This is a genomic window from Calothrix sp. PCC 7507 (assembly GCF_000316575.1).
Taxonomy (GTDB): Bacteria; Cyanobacteriota; Cyanobacteriia; order Cyanobacteriales; family Nostocaceae; genus Fortiea.
In genome coordinates this window covers 5,332,521-5,355,337 of sequence record NC_019682.1, presented here as the reverse complement: position 1 = coordinate 5,355,337, position 22,817 = coordinate 5,332,521, and the positions used below count along the sequence as shown (strand labels likewise).

General features: G+C 41.7%; 22 protein-coding genes. 16 read left to right on the top strand and 6 right to left on the bottom strand.

Annotated features, from left to right (window positions below; all coding sequences use genetic code 11):
* The first annotated feature begins 84 nt into the window (after positions 1 to 84).
* The 8 genes from CAL7507_RS22970 to CAL7507_RS22935 all read left to right on the top strand — a co-directional run bounded on the left by CAL7507_RS22970 (position 85) and on the right by CAL7507_RS22935 (position 8,915).
* A complete protein-coding gene (locus tag CAL7507_RS22970) occupies positions 85 to 339 on the top strand; it encodes a hypothetical protein (protein ID WP_144051250.1) in 255 nt (84 codons plus the stop codon).
* Between the two features lie 561 nt (positions 340 to 900).
* Complete coding sequence (locus CAL7507_RS22965; protein ID WP_015130879.1) at positions 901 to 4,887, top strand: magnesium chelatase subunit H; 3,987 nt, start codon at positions 901 to 903, stop codon at positions 4,885 to 4,887.
* 218 nt (positions 4,888 to 5,105) lie between these two features.
* Complete coding sequence (locus CAL7507_RS22960) at positions 5,106 to 6,416, top strand: DNA sulfur modification protein DndB (RefSeq protein ID WP_015130878.1); 1,311 nt, start codon at positions 5,106 to 5,108, stop codon at positions 6,414 to 6,416.
* A gap of 106 nt (positions 6,417 to 6,522) precedes the next feature.
* Positions 6,523 to 6,789 (top strand): type II toxin-antitoxin system HicA family toxin, encoded by a 267-nt coding sequence (locus CAL7507_RS22955; RefSeq protein WP_015130877.1) that lies wholly within the window; start codon positions 6,523 to 6,525, stop codon positions 6,787 to 6,789.
* Complete coding sequence (locus CAL7507_RS22950; RefSeq protein ID WP_015130876.1) at positions 6,773 to 6,985, top strand: type II toxin-antitoxin system HicB family antitoxin; 213 nt, start codon at positions 6,773 to 6,775, stop codon at positions 6,983 to 6,985. Before CAL7507_RS22955 ends, CAL7507_RS22950 begins: the two co-directional genes overlap by 17 nt.
* 466 nt (positions 6,986 to 7,451) lie before the next feature.
* Positions 7,452 to 7,868 (top strand): XisH family protein, encoded by a 417-nt coding sequence (locus tag CAL7507_RS22945; RefSeq protein ID WP_015130875.1) that lies wholly within the window; start codon positions 7,452 to 7,454, stop codon positions 7,866 to 7,868.
* Positions 7,856 to 8,197, top strand: coding sequence for a XisI protein (locus tag CAL7507_RS22940; protein ID WP_015130874.1), 342 nt, complete (start codon positions 7,856 to 7,858; stop codon positions 8,195 to 8,197). The genes CAL7507_RS22945 and CAL7507_RS22940 overlap by 13 nt, the downstream gene beginning before the upstream one ends.
* A gap of 142 nt (positions 8,198 to 8,339) precedes the next feature.
* Positions 8,340 to 8,915 carry a Uma2 family endonuclease gene (locus CAL7507_RS22935; protein ID WP_015130873.1) on the top strand — a complete coding sequence of 192 codons (576 nt, stop codon included), beginning with the start codon at positions 8,340 to 8,342 and terminating at the stop codon, positions 8,913 to 8,915.
* A gap of 717 nt (positions 8,916 to 9,632) precedes the next feature.
* Here CAL7507_RS22935 and CAL7507_RS22925 read toward each other — a convergent pair.
* Together CAL7507_RS22925 and CAL7507_RS22920 are read right to left on the bottom strand one after the other, a co-directional pair.
* Complete coding sequence (locus CAL7507_RS22925; RefSeq protein ID WP_015130871.1) at positions 9,633 to 10,052, bottom strand: type II toxin-antitoxin system VapC family toxin; 420 nt, start codon at positions 10,050 to 10,052, stop codon at positions 9,633 to 9,635.
* Positions 10,031 to 10,306 carry a hypothetical protein gene (locus CAL7507_RS22920; protein WP_015130870.1) on the bottom strand — a complete coding sequence of 92 codons (276 nt, stop codon included), beginning with the start codon at positions 10,304 to 10,306 and terminating at the stop codon, positions 10,031 to 10,033. Before CAL7507_RS22920 ends, CAL7507_RS22925 begins: the two co-directional genes overlap by 22 nt.
* Positions 10,307 to 10,443: 137 nt before the next feature.
* Between CAL7507_RS22920 and CAL7507_RS22915 the strand changes: the two genes are divergently transcribed.
* A complete protein-coding gene (locus tag CAL7507_RS22915) occupies positions 10,444 to 10,647 on the top strand; it encodes an addiction module protein (protein ID WP_042341490.1) in 204 nt (67 codons plus the stop codon).
* A 76-nt stretch (positions 10,648 to 10,723) separates the two neighbouring features.
* Positions 10,724 to 11,650, top strand: coding sequence for a hypothetical protein (locus CAL7507_RS22910; protein ID WP_015130869.1), 927 nt, complete (start codon positions 10,724 to 10,726; stop codon positions 11,648 to 11,650).
* 93 nt (positions 11,651 to 11,743) lie between these two features.
* Here CAL7507_RS22910 and ychF read toward each other — a convergent pair whose 3' ends face one another.
* Positions 11,744 to 12,835 carry a redox-regulated ATPase YchF gene (gene ychF / locus CAL7507_RS22905; RefSeq protein ID WP_015130868.1) on the bottom strand — a complete coding sequence of 364 codons (1,092 nt, stop codon included), beginning with the start codon at positions 12,833 to 12,835 and terminating at the stop codon, positions 11,744 to 11,746.
* 39 nt (positions 12,836 to 12,874) lie between these two features.
* Entirely contained in the window at positions 12,875 to 13,060 is a 186-nt protein-coding gene (locus CAL7507_RS22900; protein ID WP_015130867.1) for a hypothetical protein, read from the bottom strand.
* Positions 13,061 to 13,831: 771 nt separating this feature from the next.
* Here CAL7507_RS22900 and alaS point away from each other — a divergent pair.
* The 4 genes from alaS (at position 13,832) to CAL7507_RS22875 (ending at position 17,843) form a co-directional block, all read left to right on the top strand.
* Positions 13,832 to 16,558, top strand: coding sequence for an alanine--tRNA ligase (gene alaS, locus CAL7507_RS22890; RefSeq protein WP_015130866.1), 2,727 nt, complete (start codon positions 13,832 to 13,834; stop codon positions 16,556 to 16,558).
* A 25-nt stretch (positions 16,559 to 16,583) separates the two neighbouring features.
* Entirely contained in the window at positions 16,584 to 17,066 is a 483-nt protein-coding gene (locus tag CAL7507_RS22885) for a hypothetical protein (RefSeq protein WP_144051248.1), read from the top strand.
* A gap of 157 nt (positions 17,067 to 17,223) precedes the next feature.
* The gene (locus CAL7507_RS22880; protein ID WP_015130864.1) at positions 17,224 to 17,463 is read left to right on the top strand and encodes a type II toxin-antitoxin system Phd/YefM family antitoxin; all 240 of its coding nucleotides are present in this window, start codon (positions 17,224 to 17,226) and stop codon (positions 17,461 to 17,463) included.
* On the top strand, positions 17,460 to 17,843 hold the full coding sequence (locus CAL7507_RS22875; RefSeq protein ID WP_015130863.1) for a type II toxin-antitoxin system VapC family toxin: 384 nt from the start codon (positions 17,460 to 17,462) through the stop codon (positions 17,841 to 17,843). The genes CAL7507_RS22880 and CAL7507_RS22875 overlap by 4 nt, the downstream gene beginning before the upstream one ends.
* A gap of 106 nt (positions 17,844 to 17,949) precedes the next feature.
* On the opposite strand, the gene CAL7507_RS22870 is transcribed toward CAL7507_RS22875, so the two are convergent.
* Complete coding sequence (locus tag CAL7507_RS22870; RefSeq protein WP_015130862.1) at positions 17,950 to 18,324, bottom strand: DUF4870 domain-containing protein; 375 nt, start codon at positions 18,322 to 18,324, stop codon at positions 17,950 to 17,952.
* A gap of 393 nt (positions 18,325 to 18,717) precedes the next feature.
* Between CAL7507_RS22870 and CAL7507_RS22865 the strand changes: the two genes are divergently transcribed.
* A complete protein-coding gene (locus tag CAL7507_RS22865; RefSeq protein ID WP_015130861.1) occupies positions 18,718 to 18,978 on the top strand; it encodes a hypothetical protein in 261 nt (86 codons plus the stop codon).
* A 125-nt stretch (positions 18,979 to 19,103) separates the two neighbouring features.
* Complete coding sequence (locus CAL7507_RS22860) at positions 19,104 to 19,496, top strand: VanZ family protein (protein WP_042342405.1); 393 nt, start codon at positions 19,104 to 19,106, stop codon at positions 19,494 to 19,496.
* Between the two features lie 115 nt (positions 19,497 to 19,611).
* Here CAL7507_RS22860 and gcvP read toward each other — a convergent pair whose 3' ends face one another.
* Positions 19,612 to 22,554: an aminomethyl-transferring glycine dehydrogenase gene (gene gcvP, locus CAL7507_RS22855; protein WP_015130859.1), complete on the bottom strand. Its 2,943-nt coding sequence runs from the start codon at positions 22,552 to 22,554 to the stop codon at positions 19,612 to 19,614.
* Positions 22,555 to 22,817: the final 263 nt, after the last annotated feature.

Sequence of the window (22,817 nt, the reverse complement as noted above, 5' to 3'; positions counted from 1 at the left end):
TTGAGTTATTATCAAAACTGGGTAGTAGCAATTTGGACGAACAAAAAACAATTTTATCTGAAGTATTACCACTTGTTAATAATTATGATGTTTGTGTATTTAGGTTTAGAACTACTTAATCCTCTTTCTAGTTTAGGAGTTTTGGCATGGGATATCTGGGATCATTATCATACAGTTAAAGTAGAAAGACCAATTCTAAGAGCAAATCTCAACAATTATTTGAATGAGGTAAAAGACTCATTATTAAATGATAAAGAAAATGGAATTTTGTCTTCAGTAAATAAATTTCATGATGGAATTATGGATACTTTAAATAGCAAGCCAATATTAGCTAAATAAAAGTTGCTTGTTCGTAAGCATATACCGATTTTCTGTTGTTTGGTGTTGATAATCTCTCAATTTAACCCAAAAGGAAACCTGTTTCTTGGTTGCTTGGTATAACTAGTAACTACATAATTAAAGCCTGTCTATGCATACTAAAAAATATTTAGTCAGCATAGGCAGGTTTTGTTTTGCAATTGTAGTATGGGGGTTTTCAGATAAGTGAGGTACAGTTTTAAATCGCAAAGTATTTAGGGGCAGGGTTTTCCCGCCCTGTGATTGTATTGCATCCGAACGAGAACCGCCATAAAATCGCTAAAAAGTTATTTAGCTATAAAGCAAAATAAATGTAACAAAAAATTTACATAAATGTGAGTAAATACTTTGAGATAAAGTCAACAAGTACAAAGAAATATTTCGTTTTTTATATCGATTTGTGTCAGATAGGCGACAAAATGCTCATTGTGTAAGCGTTTTCTGATAAAAAACTCTTATTGCCGAACACAATAAGTCACCAAAAACGGCTTATGCCGTTAAGAACTTTCATTAGAGAACGCGCATCAAAGGAGCCTAGGAAGCATGTTCACCCACGTCAAGTCCACCATTAGACATATTGCGCCTGATAACTTACGCGGACGTAATTTAATCAAGGTGGTCTATGTCGTGCTTGAGTCCCAGTACCAGAGTGCTTTGTCGCAAGCGGTTCGCACAATTAATGCGAACCACCCAAACCTGGCGATTGAAATCAGCGGGTACTTGATTGAAGAACTTCGAGACCCAGAGAATTACGAAGAGTTCAAAAGAGAGATTCAGAGTGCTAATATCTTCATTGCATCTTTGATTTTCATCGAAGACTTAGCGCAGAAAGTAGTAGCAGCAGTGGAACCATACCGCGATCGCCTGGATGTTTCTGTTGTTTTCCCTTCTATGCCAGAAGTAATGCGCCTCAACAAAATGGGCAGCTTTTCTCTAGCACAGCTAGGTCAATCTAAGAGTGCGATCGCTCAATTCATGCGGAAACGCAAAGAAAAATCTGGTGCAGGATTCCAAGATGGGATGCTAAAGCTATTGCGAACACTACCGCAAGTGCTAAAGTTTCTGCCGATGGAAAAAGCACAGGATGCCAGAAATTTCATGCTCAGTTTTCAGTATTGGCTAGGGGGTTCACCAGAAAATCTGGAAAACTTCTTGCTCATGCTAGCTGATAAATATGTATTAAAAGGTGTAGAGAATAACAATTTTGCAGCTGTTGACTATCAAGCGCCTGTGGTTTATCCCGATCTAGGGATTTGGCATCCACTAGCGCCCAGCATGTTTGAGGATGTGAGAGAGTACCTCAATTGGTACAACAGCCGTAAGGATATCTCTAAGGATCTTAAAGATCCCTTAGCCCCTTGTGTTGGGTTGGTATTACAACGTACCCACTTAGTCACAGGTGATGATGCTCATTATGTAGCCATAGTGCAGGAATTAGAATCACTAGGCGCACGGGTACTGTCGGTGTTTGCTGGTGGGTTGGATTTTTCTAAGCCAGTCGATGCTTACTTCTACGAACCAACTACCAACAAGCCATTAGTCGATGCAGTAATTTCCTTGACTGGGTTTGCGTTGGTGGGTGGGCCAGCTAGACAAGATCATCCCAAAGCGATTGATGCACTCAAACGCTTAAATCGTCCTTACATGGTGGCGTTACCCTTAGTCTTCCAAACCACAGAAGAGTGGATGGATAGCGATTTGGGGTTACATCCAATTCAAGTAGCGCTGCAAATTGCCATACCGGAATTAGATGGAGCTATTGAGCCGATTATATTATCTGGTAGAGATGGGACAACTGGGAAGGCGATCGCCCTACGCGATCGTGTGGAAGTCGTCGCCCAACGTGCTTTAAAATGGGCTAACCTCCGCCGTAAGCCTAAACTTGATAAAAAAGTTGCCATCACCGTTTTCAGCTTCCCACCAGATAAAGGTAACGTTGGTACTGCTGCATACCTGGATGTATTTGGTTCCATCTACGAAGTGATGAAGGGGCTAAAAAACAACGGTTACGACTTACCGGAATTACCAGAATCAGCCGCAGCGTTGATGCAAGAAGTGATCCACGATGCCCAAGCACAGTACGCTAGCCCTGAGTTAAACATTGCCTATAAAATGTCGGTACCAGAGTATGAGGAACTTACCCCTTACTCTCAACGCTTAGAAGAAAACTGGGGACCACCTCCAGGACATCTCAACAGCGATGGGCAAAACTTGCTAATTTATGGTAAGCAATTTGGTAATGTCTTCATTGGTGTCCAACCCACCTTTGGTTATGAAGGCGATCCCATGCGGCTGTTATTCTCCCGTTCTGCTAGCCCTCATCATGGATTTGCTGCCTACTACACATACTTAGAACGGGTTTGGCAAGCCGACGCTGTGTTACACTTTGGTACTCACGGTTCTCTGGAATTCATGCCCGGTAAACAGATGGGGATGTCTGGTGATTGTTATCCAGACCAACTAATTGGCACAATTCCTAACCTGTATTACTACGCAGCGAATAACCCCAGTGAAGCGACAATTGCCAAGCGCCGCAGTTATGCTGAGACAATTTCTTACCTCACACCTCCCGCTGAGAATGCAGGTTTATACAAAGGTTTAAAAGAACTCAGCGAATTAATCGCTTCTTACCAAACCTTGAAAGATAGCGGACGCGGTATTTCCATTGTCAACAGCATCATGGATAAATGCCGGATCGTCAATCTGGATAAGGATATCGACTTGCCAGAAACCGATGCTAGAGATATGTCTGCCGATGAGCGGGATAATATCGTAGGCAGCGTTTACCGCAGGTTGATGGAAATTGAATCGCGGTTGTTGCCTTGTGGATTGCATGTGATTGGTAAACCACCAACTGCAGAAGAGGCGATCGCTACTTTAGTCAACATCGCCAGTTTAGATCGTCAAGAAGAAGAAATTCAAGGCTTACCCGGAATTATCGCCAATAGTCTGGGACGCAAAATTGACGATATCTACAAAAATAACGATGCAGGGATTTTGGCAGATGTCCAATTATTACAAGACATCACCTTAGCAACCCGTGCAGCTGTAACTGCTTTAGTGCAAGAACAAATCGACGCTGAAGGTAGAGTTTCCCTCGTTTCCAAGTTGAATTTCTTCAACATGGGCAAAAAAGAACCTTGGGTAGAAGCATTGCATCAAGCAGGCTATACCAAAGTTGACACCTCTGCGTTAAAACCCCTGTTTGAATATTTGGAATTCTGCTTAAAGCAAGTTTGTGCAGATAACGAACTAGGTGGACTACTCCAAGGCTTAGAAGGCGAATATATTCTACCTGGCCCTGGTGGCGATCCCATCCGCAACCCGGATGTATTACCCACAGGCAAAAATATCCACGCCCTCGATCCCCAATCCATCCCCACAACTGCCGCAGTACAATCAGCTAAAATCGTTGTAGATAGGCTGTTGGCACGAAACAAAGCCGAAAACGATGGAAAATGGCCAGAAACCATCGCCTGCGTCCTCTGGGGAACCGATAACATCAAAACTTACGGTGAATCCCTAGCCCAAATTATGTGGATGGTCGGGGTACGTCCAGTTGCTGACGCCTTGGGAAGGGTGAACAAGTTGGAATTGATATCTTTAGAAGAGTTGGGACGCCCTAGAATTGACGTAGTAATCAACTGTTCTGGAGTATTCCGCGACTTGTTCATCAACCAAATGAACCTCCTAGATCAAGGCGTGAAGATGGCGGCAGAAGCTGATGAACCCTTGGAATTAAACTTTGTTCGCAAACATGCCTTGCAACAAGCCGAAGACATGGGAATAAATCTGCGTCAAGCAGCAACTCGTGTTTTCTCCAACGCTTCCGGTTCCTACTCGTCAAATATTAACTTGGCGGTAGAAAACAGCACTTGGGATAGTGAAGCCGAGTTACAGGAAATGTACCTGAATCGCAAATCCTTCGCCTTCAATTCCGATAACCCTGGTGTGATGGATGAGTCTCGGCAGATTTTTGAAACTACCTTGAAAACTGCAGATGCAACCTTCCAAAATCTGGATTCTTCCGAGATTAGCTTAACCGACGTTTCCCACTACTTCGATTCAGATCCCACCAAGTTAGTTGCAAGTCTGCGTGCTGATGGTAAGAAACCATCATCTTACATTGCAGATACTACCACAGCTAATGCACAGGTGCGGACATTATCAGAAACCGTGCGTTTGGATGCGCGTACTAAGTTATTAAATCCCAAATGGTACGAGGGAATGCTATCTCACGGTTACGAAGGTGTGCGCGAACTCTCCAAACGGTTGGTAAATACAACAGGTTGGAGTGCGACAGCCGGCGCTGTGGATAACTGGATTTACGAAGATACCAACGAAACCTTCATCAAAGATGAAGAAATGCAGAAACGGTTGCTGAACCTCAACCCCCATTCTTTCCGCAAGATTGTATCAACTTTGTTGGAAGTGAATGGACGCGGTTATTGGGAGACTAGCGAGGAGAATTTAGATCGCCTCCGCGAGTTGTACCAAGAAGTTGAAGACCGAATTGAAGGGATTGAGTAGGTTGATACATAGCCAATAAGGTTTTCGGCACGGTAATACCGTGCCTTTTTCGTTTTTGTGGCTTTTCACACCTGATGTTTACAAAAACATCAGGTGTTTATATTGACATTGCTGTTTTGTTTGTGCAAACATAAAGTATAAAGCAATTTATACTATGCTTGTTTGCAAAAACAAGTCAAACACTTTCATACACACTCAACATCCTTAGGAGCAAATCAATGGCTTTAGTCATCCCCTGTGTCAAAGGACGGATGGGCAATACTGATTTTTACCAGGCAACAATGAAGGCTCGTGACTTAGTACAAGGGGTACGTCCAGCGAACGAACTTGATGAATGGACAACTATGAGTATTGAAGAACGACTGCAACGTGAAGCAGATCCAAAACGTATTAAGGAAGAGATTGCTCCATACATTGCTCAATCCAAAGATCGCTTTTTTGGTTCAATGATTGTCTTAGTTTATAAGGGAGAAATTTACTTTGATACAATAAGAGACTGGGTATCTAATAAGGCTCCACGAGCTTACCAATCAGTAGCAGACGATATTGGAGTCGTTACTATTCAAAGTGGCTCTCTCATAGTGTTAGATGGTCAACACCGACTTCTCGCTCTTAGGCAGGTGATTATGAATGAGGTCACTGGAGAGTGTCGCGAGGAAGTACCTAACGATGATATTTGCGTAATTTTTATCCATCATGAAAGTAATGAAAAAACTAGACGTATCTTCAATAAGGTCAACCGCTATGCCAAACCAACAAGTCGGGGTGATAATATCATCACTAGTGAAGATGACCGTAGTGCTATAGTCGCGCGTCGGTTATTAAGTGAAGGAGCTCCACTTGGGGTGAAAACAAAGAGCAGCAAGGGTAGTGACGAATTGATAGTTGAGTGGAAGAACAACACCATTGCTGCTCGAAGTGCGAAGCTTACAACTATCAGTGTTGTCTATGAGACTGTAAAGTTAATTCTCAAGGATAAAGGTGTAACGCTTGACCCCACTTCCCGCCCAACAGAAGAAGAACTTGAGCAATACTATGAATTGGTTGAACAGTTCTATAACACGGTATTGGAGGGGTTACAACCTTATAAGGAAGCACTCATTGATAGCAGCCATATACCACAAATGCGTAAGGATGAGCAGCCATACTCACTACTCTTCAAGCCAATTGGACAACTTGCTCTGTTCAGAGGTTTAATCGCTGCAACACGCAACAATCGTTTAAGCCTTTCTGAAGCCGTGGAACGAGTTAATAAGATTGACTGGCGAATGACCTCAGATATTTGGAAGAATTTTTTGGTTGCTCCCAGTGGAACGATGCTCAGAGGTGAACAGCCACCAGTTCAGACAGGCAAACTAATAGAATACATGATTGCTGCCGATAAGATGATACAACAAGATATTGAGGCTATTCATAGGGAATACAACCTTGCACATGGTGTCGATATCAATGATCATGATGTTGAACTAATGCCTTTGCCTAAGCCTGTAGTTGAGCCAGTATCCGGATTCATAAAGTCTTTAGTCTAATATCTTTAAATTGCTACTTTTATGAGCTTTGCAGTGAGCTACTAGCACTGTAGTTCCTGCAAAATTTTCTGAAAATGCAATATTTGAAATTACCACATCCAAAATCTTGAGTCAAAAAGACAAGCTTCTGGCTAAAATTCTATTGGGTACATCTGATGCAAACATTCCATTTACCCAACTATGTCAACTGTTATGCAGTCTAGGGTTTGATGAACGTATTCGCGGAAGTCACCATATTTTTACGCAAGAGGGAATAGAAGAAATTCTTAATCTTCAACCTAAAGGTTCTCAAGCCAAAGCCTATCAAGTTAAACAAGTTCGTGCAGTAATTCTCAAGTACCAGCTAGGAGGTCAAGATGACGCTTCATTATGAAATAATTCTCTACTGGAGTGAAGAAGACCAAGCATTTATCGCCGAGGTTCCAGAATTACCTGGATGTGCTGCTGATGGTGAAACTTATCAAGAAGCACTGCAAAATGTAGAAATTATTATGCAGGAGTGGATAGACACAGCCCAAGAATTAAAGCGTCAAATTCCTGAACCAAGACAGCGTTTGATATCAGCCTAGTCTGAGATCAAGCCGCTACGCGTCTACGCTTTGTTTTTGAGGTTTTCTATAGGGCGATCGCTTTTTTTTGAAGTTTTCTACAAGGCGATCGCACCTCTCTTCCATAACAGGTGATCGCTTTTTTTGAGGTTTTCTGTAAGGGGATCGCCTTATTTTTGAGGTTTTTTGTCAGGCGATGTCTGACGACAAGCCGCTACGTGTCTACGCTTGATTTTTGAGGTTTTCTGAAAGGCGATCGCTCCTCATAAACTATTGAAGTGTAGAAAGTCCACTCTTGGTAGCTTACCGTAAGTATTGCTCGTTCTTGCATAACAGGCGATGTCTAACGACAAGCCGTTGCGCGTCTACACACTTTAGGAGAGGCGGTGCGGGGTGCTTGCAGCTACGCCTGTCGTAGACATCGCTTGGTCAATTAGTATAATTATATTAACTAGACTGAATACCTAGCCAATCTTTCCAGAAAAAAATGCCAGCAAAAGATATTTACCATAATGCTGTTAAAAATGCCTTAATTAAAGATGGCTGGATCATTATAGCTGACCCTTATTTTTTGCAATATGAAGATGCAGAACTTTATGCTGATTTATTTGTAGAAAAAGCCTTATTAATAGAACAAAAAGGACGAAAAATAGTTGTTGAAATCAAGAGTTTTATTAGTCCTTCTCCCATGAGAGATTTTGAAAATGCTCTAGGTCAATATATTTTATACCGCGATATTTTACAATTAGCCAATAAAAACTATGAAATTTATCTAGCAATCAGAGATACAATATTTGAAACTTTCTTTCAACGAAAATCTATTCAAGCAGTAGTGAAACGTAATCAAGTTGAATTTATTATTTTTAACAATGAAAGGGAGGAAATTACTTTATGGATAAATTAACAGAATATCGAGAGTTAATTAAACAGGTGCTTACTGAATACTATAATTTATCTGGTCAATCACCTGATGAGCATTCAGAAACTTGTTTAGTGTTTGATGAAACCCATGATCATTATCTCTGGTTGACCGTAGATTGGCAAGGCAGCAAAAGACTTAAATATACTCATGTTCATATTCGGATTAAGAACCAGAAAATTTACATAGAGGAAGATTGGACAGAAGAGGGAATAGCCAATGAATTAATTAGGTTAGGTGTAAGTAAAAGTGATATTGTGTTGGCTTTTCAGCCTCCAGATGTGAGAAAATTTACAGAGTTTGCAACAGCTTAATCAATTATCAATGCTATCCCCATAAAATTCAGCAAGTTGAAAATATTATCCTGTGTTGTAATCATCCAACAGATGAAGGGGATAGAATAGTCTGTAGGCTAGTCATCAAGCCTTGCTTAATCTTTCAATCTGCCACATCACTATGAATGCTTTCACCGTCAACCTGAAATCAGTATTGGAACTGACAGATGAGCAGTTTTTTAATCTATGTCAAGTAAACCGTGACTTGAGATTTGAACGCACTGCAACGGGAGAATTAATTATCATGCCACCCACGGGGGGAGAAACCGGAAATCGCAATGCTGGGCTAACTGCTCAAATTTGGATTTGGAATGAACAAAATAAACTGGGTATTGCCTTTGATTCCTCCACAGGCTTTAAACTTCCCAATGGTGCAGACCGTTCACCGGATGCTTCTTGGTTACAACTGGAACGATGGAATGCACTAACTCAAGAAGAAAAAACAAAATTTCTCCCATTGTGTCCTGATTTTGTAGTTGAGTTACTTTCGCCGAGTGATAGTTTGAGCGCCACTCAAGAAAAGATGAGAGAATATTTAGATAATGGTGTGCGTTTAGGTTGGTTAATTAACCGCAAATCTCGCCAAGTAGAGATTTATCGTCCAGGTCAAGAGGTTGAGGTGTTGAATTCGCCTGCAACGTTATCAGGGGAAGATGTGTTGCCAGGTTTTGTTTTGAAGTTAGAAGCAATTTGGTAATGAAGTTTATTTAAAATCTCAAATTATCTATATTGTCAGCTTGAGATATTAAGTATTTATACAAAGTCAGTTCTATCTTGCCCAAATTAAATAGTTAATAATTAGAGGTTGGGTGTAACGCACTGAAACCCAAAAATTATGTTGGGTTCCGCTACACTTCACCCAACCTACAACTACTTGTGACAATAATTATTTTTGCGTATATTTACTCAGGCACAATACAAGTAATCAATGTTTATCTAAAATTGGCAACCTATAATTGTGAAAATAATGGCATGATAGTCATAAAAAATAACAGAATACCTCATTTAGAAAGTGTAATTTACTTGAAATATTCATCTAACGGAACAGAACAAATCTATAATAGCTTTTATAAACTTGTAGACTATATTAATAAATATGATTTACAGCAAGGGATATTCGTGATATTAGCAACAGACCAAAGATATTCAAATATACGTAATCAATTAGATGAGATATCTAAAATAGAAATAAGAAAAGGAAGCAAAATGCCATTTATTCTATTAATAGACGGTAGAATTAGATGATTTTAAAATAGAAAAATAGCATGTAACAAACTCATCTTGTGTTTGAGGTTTTCTGTCAGGCGATCGCTCTTCCACAACAGGCGATGTTTAACGACAAGCCACTACGTGTCTACGCTTTTTTTTGAGGTTTTCTATAGGGCGATCGCCCTTTGATTAACTATTATTTTCTTTAAGGCAAAACCTCAAAGCTATCGCAGTGTTGAGGTCTAAATAATCTAAAGTCTCGTTGGTCTAACGTGAATATTTTTTTAATATCATAGCGTTCAGCTATAGCCATCACACTTGCATCTACAAAATCAATCCGACTATCTGCATATTCATCTAAAATTTGTGCCACACGTTTGACATCTTGATCTGTCAAAGCTACTAAACTAAATCGACTTGCAGACAACCCTTGTAAGAAAGCTACTACCGTTAGTATACTTGCATTGCGCCCTACAAGATAAGCTACTTCTGCAAGTACTGTTTGTGGCAATAAAATTTGTTTTTGTTGTGTATAGATTGTTGTGACATTATTATGCATTCCATCTGAACGGTTCAATAATGCTACAACAAAGCCCGTATCAGCTACTCCTGTGCTTTTTTCCATGTCCAACCAGATTTTTCTGTAATCTCGTATTGGAGAATATCTTCAGACTTGATAGCCAAATCAGGAGTTGCTGCAAATAAGCCAATTAATGGATCAGATACATCATGATCGACTGGTTCTAATAATTGATTTTCGAGGTATAGCCTTACAGCTTCACTGATAATTGATTCAGGTGATTGACCTCGTTGACTAGCAAGATTTATGACTTTTTCAAGTAAATTTTGTTCTGGTTTCCAGTTAAATGTAGAATCCACAAAATAATTTCTCTCTTAATAAATCACAAATTTCATTATAACAACCAAGTGAGCTACGCCCGTCGTAGATATCGCTCTTCCACAACAGGCGATCGCTCACAGACTTGTTGTGAAGCTTTGAGACTGTTACAGCTACTTTGAACGAAATCGCAACTCTCAGTGTTGAAGATAGAATCCATCTTGTACAGGCAATTTGGGATACCATCGCAGCAGAGCAAGTTTACCCTGATTTAACCGATGCACAAAAGCAAGAGCTTGATCGTCGAACTGCTGACTACAATTCAAATCCAGATAATGTGCTGACTTGGGAAGAAATCAAAGCATCGATTAAGGGGCAATAATGAATTCCATAATAATCGCTTAGATTGTGTATGTTACAGTATCGGCTAACACAATTTTTTGTTCAGATACTCACGTATGCACTCATCAGCGGCGCTCAAAAAAATACCCCGATTTTTCCAGTTGCTCATCATTATTATCGTTGTCTTTGCGGTATTAGTCATATCCCCGCAAGTGCAAGCGCAAGATTGGCTTCCTGTGCGGGGTGGTATACTTTATGGCATCAGCGGGATGGCGCTGGTAGAACAGCAAGATAATTCCTTAGGCTTTCTGATTGTTCATGACAACAAAAAAAAAGACGAAGCTCGTCTAGCAATCATTAGCATCAAGGATAAGCAGCAACCTAAATATTCTCCTGTGAAATGGCAAGATAATACAGAATTACCTATTGATTTAGAAAGCATAACGTCTGTTCCGGGGAAAAAAAGCTTCATCGCTTTAGCTAGCGCTGGAAAAGCTTATGAAATCAAGTTAGATGCAGCTAAAAATAATATCTCAGTTATTCAAAAATTCGATTTACCAAAAATACCTCAAGGCAGTAATTTTGAAGGATTTTCTCTACAAAATATAGATAACAAATTAGTGACAGTTTGGGCACATCGGGGTGAAGCAAAACAACCAGCAATTATTTATTGGGGAGTTCTTGACCTAGCTAAATCTCAAATCACTCAAGTAGATTCTGCTAATTTAAGCGTACCATTTCCATCGGGTAATGTTCGTCATATTTCCGATTTGAAGGTAGATCCAACGGGAATTATATTTATCTCTGCCGCCAGTGATGATGGCAATGATGGGCCATTTCAATCGGCTGTATATGTTATCGGTTCTGTAGGATTTCGTGGGAACAAGTTAGGATTGCAGCAGAATACTCAACTTGTTCCCCTCTACCGTTCTCACTCTCACAAAATTGAAGGGCTAGAACTTGTTCCAGGTGCTAATGGTGGTGTGATTGTGGGTACGGATGATGAAAATTTAGGTTCTTATGTGTACATCATGGGTGAATAATGAAATAACCGCCAATAAATTATCGGCGGTTCATAACTCGAAACACGTCAGTCTGTATTTATGCAACGCAAATGACTAATAACAAATGACAAATTAGACGTTAAACCGGAATAACATCACATCGCCTTCCTGCACAATATACTCTTTTCCTTCACTGCGTACTAAGCCTTTTTCCTTGGCAGCATTCATTGAACCAGTTGTGACTAAAGCATCGTACGCGACAGTTTCAGCGCGAATAAATCCCCGCTCAAAGTCGGAGTGAATCACACCAGCAGCTTGGGGTGCAGACATTCCGGCATTAATTGTCCAAGCGCGGGTTTCTTTAGGGCCACAGGTGAAATATGTCCGCAAACCTAAAAGTGCATAGGTAGCACGAATTAAAGATTTTAATCCGCCTTCTTGCACACCCAAAGATGCGAGAAAATCTGCTTTATCTTCTTCTGGTAATTCCACTAATTCTGCCTCGACTTGAGCAGAAACTATCACAACTTGGGCATTTTCTGCAGATGCAACTTGTCGCACTTTTTCTACAAAAGCATTACCCGTTGCTAATTCATCCTCAGAGACATTGGCGGCGTAGATTATTGGTTTATTAGTTAGCAGTCCCAATCCTTTAATAATCTCGGTTTCTTCTGCAGTTAAACTTACCTGACGTACTGATTTACCCTCATTTAAAGCTGCAGCTAATTTTTCCAAAATTGTCACTTCAAACTGTGCATCTTTACTGGTGCGTGCTAGTTTGCGAGTCCGATCAATTCGCCGCTCAATTTGGAATAAATCTGATAAACCAAGCTCAATATTAATGATGTCAATATCTCGCGCTGGATCAACAGAACCAGCAACGTGGATAATATCATCATTCTCAAAACAACGGACTACATGGACAATTGCATCAACTTCTCGAATGTGGGAAAGGAATTGATTACCTAATCCTTCACCCTGACTTGCACCTTTGACTAAACCGGCGATATCGACAAACTCGACACGCGCCGGCACAGTTTGTACGGAACTGGCAATTTTAGCCAGAACATTTAAGCGTTCATCCGGTACTGCGACAACGCCGACATTCGGTTCAATCGTGCAAAAGGGGAAGTTAGCAGCTTCTGCTTTGGCGTTAGCCACCACAGCATTAAATAAAGTAGATTTTCCGACGTTGGGAAGTCCGACAATTCCGGCTCGTAGCATTTTAGATTTTAGATTTTGGATTCATGTACAAAGTTTAATTCAAACAGGTTCAGGTATGGTTTGGGGAATTGGCGCGGGAACTGTTTGCGGAATTGGCTCGGGAACTGTTTGCGGAATTGGAGTAGGTACGACGGGTTCTGGTGAGGGTTGGGGACGGGGTAAGGGGTTCCGTTCAGGAGTGGGTATCTGTGGTTCAGGGATGGAGATGGAGGAGGGATGAGTCATAAAAGGTCTAATTAAATTATTCGACCTTCTCAACCTAGATGACAAGCTCAATTGTTGGCATCTTCCTAAATGGCTATACTCAGAAGAGTTATTCTCATGATAGTTTAGGCTACAGACTAGGCAAAATACGAAAACGTGAAGCCGGAAGCTGTTACAGGGAAAACGGAAACTGCTACAGACTGCGCGAAACACGGAAACGTGAAGCCGGAAGTTGTTACAGGAAAGACGGAAGCTGCTACAGATTGCGCGAAACACGAAAACGTGGAGCCTGAAGCTGCTACAGACTGCGTGAAACACGGAAACGTAAAGCCGGAAGCTGTTACAGGGAAGACGAAAGCTGCTACAGGGGAGACAAAATAAAGAAATTTAAGTAAATTAGAGCGATCGCTTTACTTCCATAAGTTATCGTAAACGTCAACGTAGTGTTTTAAGAGGTTCGTTGTGTTTAGATCCCCGACTTTTTTAAGAAATCGGGTATCTCGCAGCCCCACAAAATTAAACAGAGCTTGTGGATTTATCATTAGAGAAAACGCTCAGATGTTTCTGATTGTTTCCCACCTCTGGAGTGTCAATAAAAGCAACCTGTGTGAAGAAACGTAAACAAGACTCAAACCCTATTGCCTATACTTTGACTTCTCCTGACGGAGACGCTGCGCGTAGCTTGCTTCTCCGCAGGGGTACGCTCAGTACAAGTTGTCTATTGCCTTTATTTACGCCAAATTACTTACCTTATACTCATTCTTTCTGTTGACACTATTTTTGTAAACACCCATGTCTCTAAATCCCCAGCATTTAAGTGGTAGCGAAATTCGTAGCCGATTCCTTAATTTCTATGCCCAACGGGGACACCAAATTCTCCCTAGTGCTTCCCTTGTTCCTGAAGACCCAACTGTGCTGCTGACGATCGCCGGGATGTTACCATTTAAACCGATATTCTTAGGACAGCGCACACCAGAATTTAAACGGGCGACAACATCGCAAAAGTGTATCCGCACCAATGATGTGGAGAATGTCGGACGCACTAAGCGCCATCAAACTTTTTTTGAGATGCTGGGTAATTTCAGCTTCGGTGATTATTTTAAAGAACAAGCGATCGCTTGGGGTTGGGAAATCTCTACAGAAGTCTTTGGTTTATCCCCAAAAAACCTTGTTGTTAGTGTATTTCAGGAAGATGATGAAGCCTATGCCATTTGGCGCGATCAAATTGGCGTACCGGAAGCGAGAATTAAACGCTTGGGTGAAGATGATAACTTTTGGGTATCTGGCCCCACTGGCCCCTGTGGCCCCTGTTCGGAGATTTATTACGACTTCCACCCAGAACGAGGTGATGAAAATATTGATTTAGAAGACGATTCCCGGTTCATTGAGTTTTACAACCTCGTCTTCATGCAATATAACCGGGATTCTGAGGGGAATTTAACTCCCTTGCAAAATCAGAACATTGACACCGGGATGGGTTTGGAGAGAATTACCCAAATCTTGCAACAAGTACCGAATAATTATGAAACTGATTTAATTTTCCCCATTATTGAAACAGCAGCAGCAATTGCGAGTATTGATTACCACGCTAGCGACGAGAAAACTAAAATTTCCCTGAAAGTCATTGGTGATCATGTTAGGGCTGTTGTCCACATGATTGCTGATGAAATCCGCGCCTCTAATGTGGGGCGGGGCTATGTGTTGCGGCGATTAATTCGGCGGGTGGTGCGTCATGGGCGATTAATTGGCATTTCTGGTGAGTTTACCACTCAAGTTGCGGAAACTGCGATCGCTCTTGCAGAATCAGCTTACCCCAATGTCCGCCAACGGGAAGCAGCAATTAAAGCTGAGTTGCAACGAGAAGAGTCTAATTTCCTCAAAACTTTGGATAGAGGCGAAAAATTGCTTGAGGAAATTATCAATCGTCCATCTTCAATACGGGATGAGCAGTATCGTCCATCTTCAATACGGGATGAGCAGTATCGTCCATCCTCTTCACCAGAACCAAAAGTTTCTGGCTTACCAAAACAAAAAATTTCTGGAATCGATGCTTTTACACTCTACGATACCTATGGTTTCCCTTTGGAACTGACGCAGGAGATTGCAGAAGAACAAGGACTAGAAGTTGATGTTGAGGGATTTAATGCAGAAATGCAAAAACAGGTGGAACGTGCAAAAGCCGCACACCAAACCATAGATTTAACTGTCCAAGGTTCCCTCGACAAATTAGCCGAACACATCCACGCGACGGAGTTCTTAGGTTACACCCAACCTGTAGCAACGGCGAAAATAGAAGTTTTATTGGTGGGTGGTGTTTCCCAAGAGGAAGCAGAAGCCGGAACCGACGTGCAAATTGTTCTTAACCAAACCCCATTCTATGCAGAATCAGGGGGACAAATAGGCGATCGCGGTTATATCTCTGGTGAGGGCGTTGTGGTTCGCGTTGATGACGTGAAAAAAGAATCTGATTTCTTTATCCACTCCGGACGCATCGAACGCGGTACAATCCGAGTAGGAGATGCTGTAACTGCTCAAATTGATCGCGCTTGTCGTCGTCGTCTCCAAGCCAATCACACCGCAACTCACCTCCTCCAAGCGGCGTTAAAGAAAATTGTTGATGATGGTATATCTCAAGCAGGTTCCCTGGTTTCCTTTGACAGGTTACGCTTCGACTTCAACTCTCCCCGTGGTTTGACAGCAGAAGAAACCCAACAAGTAGAAGAACAAATCAACACATGGATTGCTGAAGCACATGCAGCAAAGATAGAAGTATTACCTTTAGCAGAAGCCAAAGCTAGGGGTGCTGTTGCCATGTTTGGTGAAAAATATGGTGATGAAGTGCGGGTGATAGATTTTCCAGGCGTATCAATGGAACTGTGTGGGGGGACGCATGTCAGTAATACTGCTGAAATTGGTGTTTTCAAGATTATTTCCGAAGCTGGTGTAGCTTCTGGGGTGCGACGCATCGAAGCTGTTTCCGGCCCAGCAATCCTAGATTATCTGAACTTGCGGGATAAAGTAGTTAAAGATTTGAGCGATCGCTTTAAAGTCAAACCCGAAGAACTACCAGAGAGAATTACAACTCTGCAAAATGAACTGAGAAATAGCCAGAAGCAACTGGAGATATTAAAAGGACAATTGGCGATCGCAAAATCCGATAGCCTACTACAAACAGCCGAAGCCGTAGGCGATTATAAAATCATCGTCGCCCAATTAGACGACGTTGACCCAGAATCCTTGAAAACCGCAGCCGAACGCTTATTACAAAAACTGGGTAACGGTGCGGTGGTGTTGGGTTCCATTCCCGAAGCCGACAAAGTAAGCATAGTTGTAGCTTTTAGTCAAGAAGTAAATAAGAAAGGACTACAAGCCGGTAAATTCGTGGGTGCTGTAGCGAAAATCTGCGGCGGTGGCGGTGGTGGAAGACCAAATTTAGCCCAAGCCGGTGGTAGAGATGCGAGTAAGTTACCAGAGGCTTTGGCGCAGGCGCGGAGTGATTTAAAGGCTGGGTTGGGTTAGTTTTTTGTCTTCTGGGGCGGGCATCTTGCCTGCCTTGGAATTGAGAATTGAATACATCCAAAAGTTTGAGTACCGTTATGCATCCATTATGCTCAACAAAGACCTGAGAGCAGCGATTGGTGATTGGATTGAGAATGAACAGAATATTCAGAATTATACTAAAACATACTCAATTAGAGGCGGGCAGAGGGGAATATACGCATCGGCATTAGGCGCGATTTATAAAGTTCTATTTGGAAGAAACAAGGCACAGATCAATGAATTCTTAGATGTAGCTACCTACAAGACACCAAAAGACAATGTTGATGTCAATCAGCTTCAACGCATTGCTCAGATTGAGGATTTAGCGGCAAAATACATTCGGCGTAAAAGCTTGAATCCTATTGAAGCAATTCGGGCTGCTGCTGATGCGCTGATGATTGAAGTAGAAGAACCCAAACTAGGAGACCGCATAACAAGACAAGACGTTCACCGTGTACTGGATGCCAAAAAGGCATCAAAGAAATAATAAGTAGATTGAGGTTATCGATTATCGATCAGGTTTGCTGCTAGACCTCTGCATTGGTTAAACCATCGCACTTCTCCCAACATACCGCGAAGTGCGATCGCACTACAATTGAGTTGGGCAAGTTAATATCCTCACAGCAGTATGCCAAAGTACTCAAATGCAGATAGTCACAGTTGATGAAATCCAACGAGATCCTTTAAAGTATCTTAATCAAGTTGAAGCTGGAGAAAGCTTTGTTATTGTTCAAGCAAATAAACCAATTGCTGAACTAAAACCAGTTAAAACCACTAACAAACAACAACGTCCATTTGGTTTATGTGCTGGAGAATTCACCGTACCCGATGATTTTGATGCACCTCTGCCTGAAGACATTTTGAATGCATTTGAGGGCGGATGAAAATTCTTCTAGACACTCATATTTTTTTATGGTTTATCAGTGGTGATCCTCAGCTATCAACAGATGTTAGAGATGAAATTTGCAATCTAGACAACAAGGTATATCTTAGTGTTGTTTCAATATGGGAATGTATTGTCAAATATCAGTTGGGCAAACTACCATTACCAGAGTCTCCAGAAATCTATCTTCCCAAACAACGTGACAATCATCAAATTGTGAATCTTGATCTAGATGAAGATAGTGTTACTCAACTTGTTAGTCTACCCGCATTGCATAAGGACCCTTTTGATAGAATGCTTATCTGTCAAGCTTTACATTACAGGTTAAAAATTGCAACTGTGGATGCAGAAATCCTCAAATATTCAATAGATGTTATTTAATATGATAATTATTTGAAGCGATCGCATATTGGAAATAAACATAAAAAAAAGGGATATTTTCTTCAATCCCTTTTCCCAAAACAAACTATATTTTTAGTAATTGCAATTAGAATAGTCGAAAAATAAACGGATAACGGAATGCTTCATCCGGATTGCTTAAACAGTGCAAAATTGCCCAAACCGTCAGTCCCCAGTGCAATGCGAAACCCAAAGCAACAACGGGGAAGAATATAATTCCGCCAATGCCAAAGGTAATCCAAGATATAATCCCTAGTGGGACTCCAATTAAGGTTGCCCAAAACCAAACATTAAAGTGAAAATTAATCGATTCTTTAGCGTTACTTTTCACAACTGGGTCATCGGACAGTAAGTTAATTACAATAGGAATTCCAATCGAAAATAATGCTGTACTAAAGAAAACAGCCCCATGAGACAGAGATGACAGCAATTTGCGTTTATCAGAGTCGTATGACACTTGCATATTAGTAGCTCCTCAACTCGCGTTATAGATTCAATTTTAACGATCATCGAATAAGTTGAGTATTACTATTTACCGTACTCCGGTTTTTCCTTGACATAGATTAACTTTGACGGCTATTCAGCAAAATAGGTTATGAGGTTTACCGAACTAACTTCCCAGCATTGAGGAATTCAGAATCCAGGAGACAGAATCCAGAATTCCCCTCCTGACTCCTGATTTCCGACTCCTCCCGCATTAAAAAATCGAGGAGAAATAATCCAGAATTCCTCTCTTGACTCCCCTGTTAAGACTTATGAAAACTAGTCCAGATGCCAAGCCTTAAATTAATATCAAATTATACTATAGGATGGATAGCTTACCTACCCTAAAAAATATTTTACAGAGGTGGTGAAAATGGGTCGTATAAATCCCTACACGCTACAAATGCAAATTACCAGCATGTTTGAAAATGGGCAATCTTTCTTTGCCACAACAAAGGTGCATGACTGGTTAAAAGAACGTAATCACAATCCTTTAGACTATGATGTTATTTTCCATCAAAAACCCGCTCCTCCTGGTTCTAAAAAAGTGATTGCAGTAGAAATTGAATTACGCCGCAAAGATGGACAGCCTGTAGACCCGTGGTTGCAAGAACAAGCCAACCTTCACGCCTAATTTTCCCTAATTATAGCCCTCATGTAGAGACGCGATGAATCGCGTCTGAAAATAGAGCGTTTCCAATTACGGAATGCTCTTTATTATTATTGAAGTTATAAAAAATGCGGGTTAAAAAAATTAACATGAAATCTAATCGTCGCTGGGTTTTGGCATTTTGGCTATACTTCGGGATTTTGATGTCTATCTCTTTGTCAGCCTACCTAAAAATTATTCCCACTGAACTCTCGCAATTTCCACATTACGATACCGTTTTGCATTTTCTCTTGTTAGGAATTGCTGCTTACTTGAGTCATCTAGCCTTAAATAAGCGTAAAATTCAAATCTTAAATATTAATCTACCACTTGCACCATTTATTGTTTTCTTTTTTTGTATTCTTGATGAGATAATCCAACTATTAGTACCCTATCGCTCTGCTGATTTAGTTGACTTAGGTGCTGACCTTTGTGGTATTGTGCTATTCACTTGGTTGGCAGAAAAACAGAAATTGCACAAAACAGAAAAACGTCAACTGTAAGACCAATGTTTTTATATATTAGGAATCGTATTTGATTTTTGAAATATTAAGTAGTAGGGTGGGTAATGCCCACCGTATCATGGTGTTGGTGGGCATTGCCCACCCTACAGATACGTTATGAAGAATAAGCATCCATTGGCAGACAAGAACAGACAAAATTCCTGTCGCCAAAAGCCGCATCAATGCGTCCAACACTTGGCCAAAACTTATGTTCACGAGTCCAAGGTGCGGGATAGGCAGCTTGTTCACGAGAATATGGATGTTGCCAATCTCCAGTGATGAGGCTGGCGGCGGTGTGGGGTGAATTCTTCAAGAGATTATCTTGGATATCCACTTTACCTGATTCAATTTCGGCGATTTCTTGACGGATGGCAATCAGTGCATCACAGAAACGATCTAATTCTGCTTTAGATTCGCTTTCTGTTGGTTCCACCATGATTGTACCTGCTACAGGCCAGGAGACAGTCGGGGCATGGAAACCGTAGTCAATCAAACGCTTGGCAATATCATCAATTTCGATGCTGGCGGATTTTTTCAGGGAACGCAAATCTAAAATACACTCATGGGCAACTAGACCATTCTTCCCTTTATACAAAACGGGATAGTATGATTCAAGTCTTTTGGCGATGTAGTTAGCGTTGAGAATTGCCACTTTTGTTGCTTGCGTCAAACTAACAGCACCCATCATGGCAATGTACATCCAAGAAATCACCAATATACTAGCACTACCCCAAGGCGCAGCTGCGATCGCACCAATACGTTGGTTATTGGGAACTTTCTCCTTCCTAGTCCCCAGTTCCCAGTCCCCAGTCCCTAATACAGGATGTCCAGGAAGGAAAGGCACAAGATGAGCAGCCACGCCAATTGGCCCCATACCAGGGCCACCGCCGCCGTGGGGAATACAAAAGGTTTTGTGCAGGTTCAAATGACAAACATCTGCGCCAATATCCCCAGGACGACAAATTCCCACTTGAGCATTCATATTCGCCCCATCCATATAAACTTGTCCACCGTGGGTGTGGACAACAGCGCAGATTTCTTGAATCGCCTCCTCAAAGACACCGTGAGTTGAGGGATATGTCACCATCAAAGCAGCCAGTTCATGGCTATGCTTTTGAGCTTTCGCTTTTAAATCATCAACATCAATGTTACCTTGGTCATCACAAGCAATAGCCACTACCTTCATCCCACACATTACCGCACTCGCTGGATTTGTCCCATGTGCGGAGGTAGGAATTAAACAGATGTTGCGGTGTGCTTCTCCCCGGCTTTCGTGATATTGACGAATCACCAACAATCCTGTATATTCCCCCTGTGAACCAGCATTGGGTTGCAAGGAAATGCCCGCAAAACCAGTAATTTCAGCTAACCAGGCCTCAAGTTGTTGAAACAAGATTTGATAGCCTTGGGTTTGTGACTGGGGCGCAAAAGGATGAATCTTGCCAAATTCCTCCCAAGTCACAGGAATCATTTCCGATGTTGCATTCAACTTCATTGTGCAAGAACCCAAAGGAATCATCGATGTAGTTAAAGACAAATCCTTAGTTTCTAACTTGTGCAGATAGCGCAGCAACTCAGTTTCTGAGTGATAGCGGTTGAAAACTGGGTGAGTGAGGTAGTTGCTGGTGCGGGAGAGTAGGAGAGAGGGGGAGGCGGTAAATTCTTCTATGGTGAAGGGTAGTTCATCTTGTCCTGCGAAAATTTGCCAAAGGTCGATTAAGTCTTCTGGGGTTGTGGTTTCATTGAGGGAGATACCAACGGCAGTTGTATCGAAGATTCGCAGGTTAATGTTTCGTTCTGTAGCGGCGACGAGAATTGCCTCTAGGTTATGTGTTCCTAACTCCACCCGCAGCGTATCAAAGAAATGTTCAGAACTGATGCTGTAACCCAGACGCTTTAATCCGGCTGCCAAAATCAAAGTTAACTGGTGGATATTTTGGGCGATCGCCTTTAATCCATCTGGCCCATGATAAACTGCATACATACTCGCCATCACCGCCAATAACACCTGCGCTGTGCAGATATTACTCGTAGCTTTTTCCCTGCGGATGTGTTGTTCACGGGTTTGCAGAGCTAGACGCAATGCAGGCTGACCATGAATATCCTTTGATACACCTACAATCCGGCCTGGAACCTGTCGCTTATACTCTTCTTTCGTGGCGAAGTATGCCGCGTGAGGTCCCCCAAACCCCAGCGGAATTCCCAAGCGCTGAGTGCTACCTACCGCAATATCAGCGCCAAATTCACCCGGAGGTGTCAGCAAAGTTAAACTTAAAATATCTGCCGCTACCGTCACCAATGCACCCTCAACATGTGCTTTTTCGATAAAAGCACGGTAGTCGTAAATAGTGCCATCACTTGCAGGGTATTGCAGAACTGCGCCAAAAATTGGTTGCTGAAAATCAAAGGTTTGATGGTCGCCGATAATGATCTTAATCCCCAAAGGTTCAGCACGGGTTTGCAACACGTCAATAGTTTGGGGATGGCAATCACGAGAGACAAAATAAGCATTAGCTTTATTTTTAGTCACACCATAGCTGAGACTCATTGCTTCTGCTGCTGCTGTTGCTTCATCGAGTAGCGATGCATTAGCAATCTCCAAACCCGTCAAGTCAATAATCATGGTTTGGAAATTCAGCAGTGCTTCTAGTCGTCCTTGGGCAATTTCTGGCTGGTAGGGAGTATAAGCAGTATACCAACCAGGATTTTCCAGGATATTACGGGCAATCACTGGCGGAGTCACACAGTCATAATATCCCATCCCAATGAATGAACGGAAAACCTGATTTTTCGTCGCCAGTTGTTTTAACTTAGCCAGTGCTGCGTACTCACTTTGCGCTGTCGGCAATTGTAGCGATTGATGCAGCCGAATTGCCTGGGGTACTGTTTGATTAATCAGAGCATCAAGGTTAGGAATCCCCAATACCTCCAACATTTGCTGGATGTCATCGGATGATGGTCCGATGTGTCGCTGTGCAAAATTATTACTTGACTTTTGAATTCTTTCACCCAAAGTATCTTGATTACTTGACTTGGGAGTAGCAGCGTAACTTACCACAGATTGTTCTCCAGATGCAACTATTTAATATTTTGCAATAAATACTCTTGACATGTGAAGAATAACTTAATCTATTTATCGAAATTGCATCATTTATTTATAGATGGGGAATGGGGACTGGGTATTGGGGAACTCGGGGCCCCCTCTGGGGATAAGGGGCAATGAGGACTGGGGTATTAATTATTTTTCTTGTCTTTCTTTCCTCATCTCCCGGTTGGGGAGCGTACCCCTGCGGGGAAGCAAGCTACGCGTAGCGTCTCGCA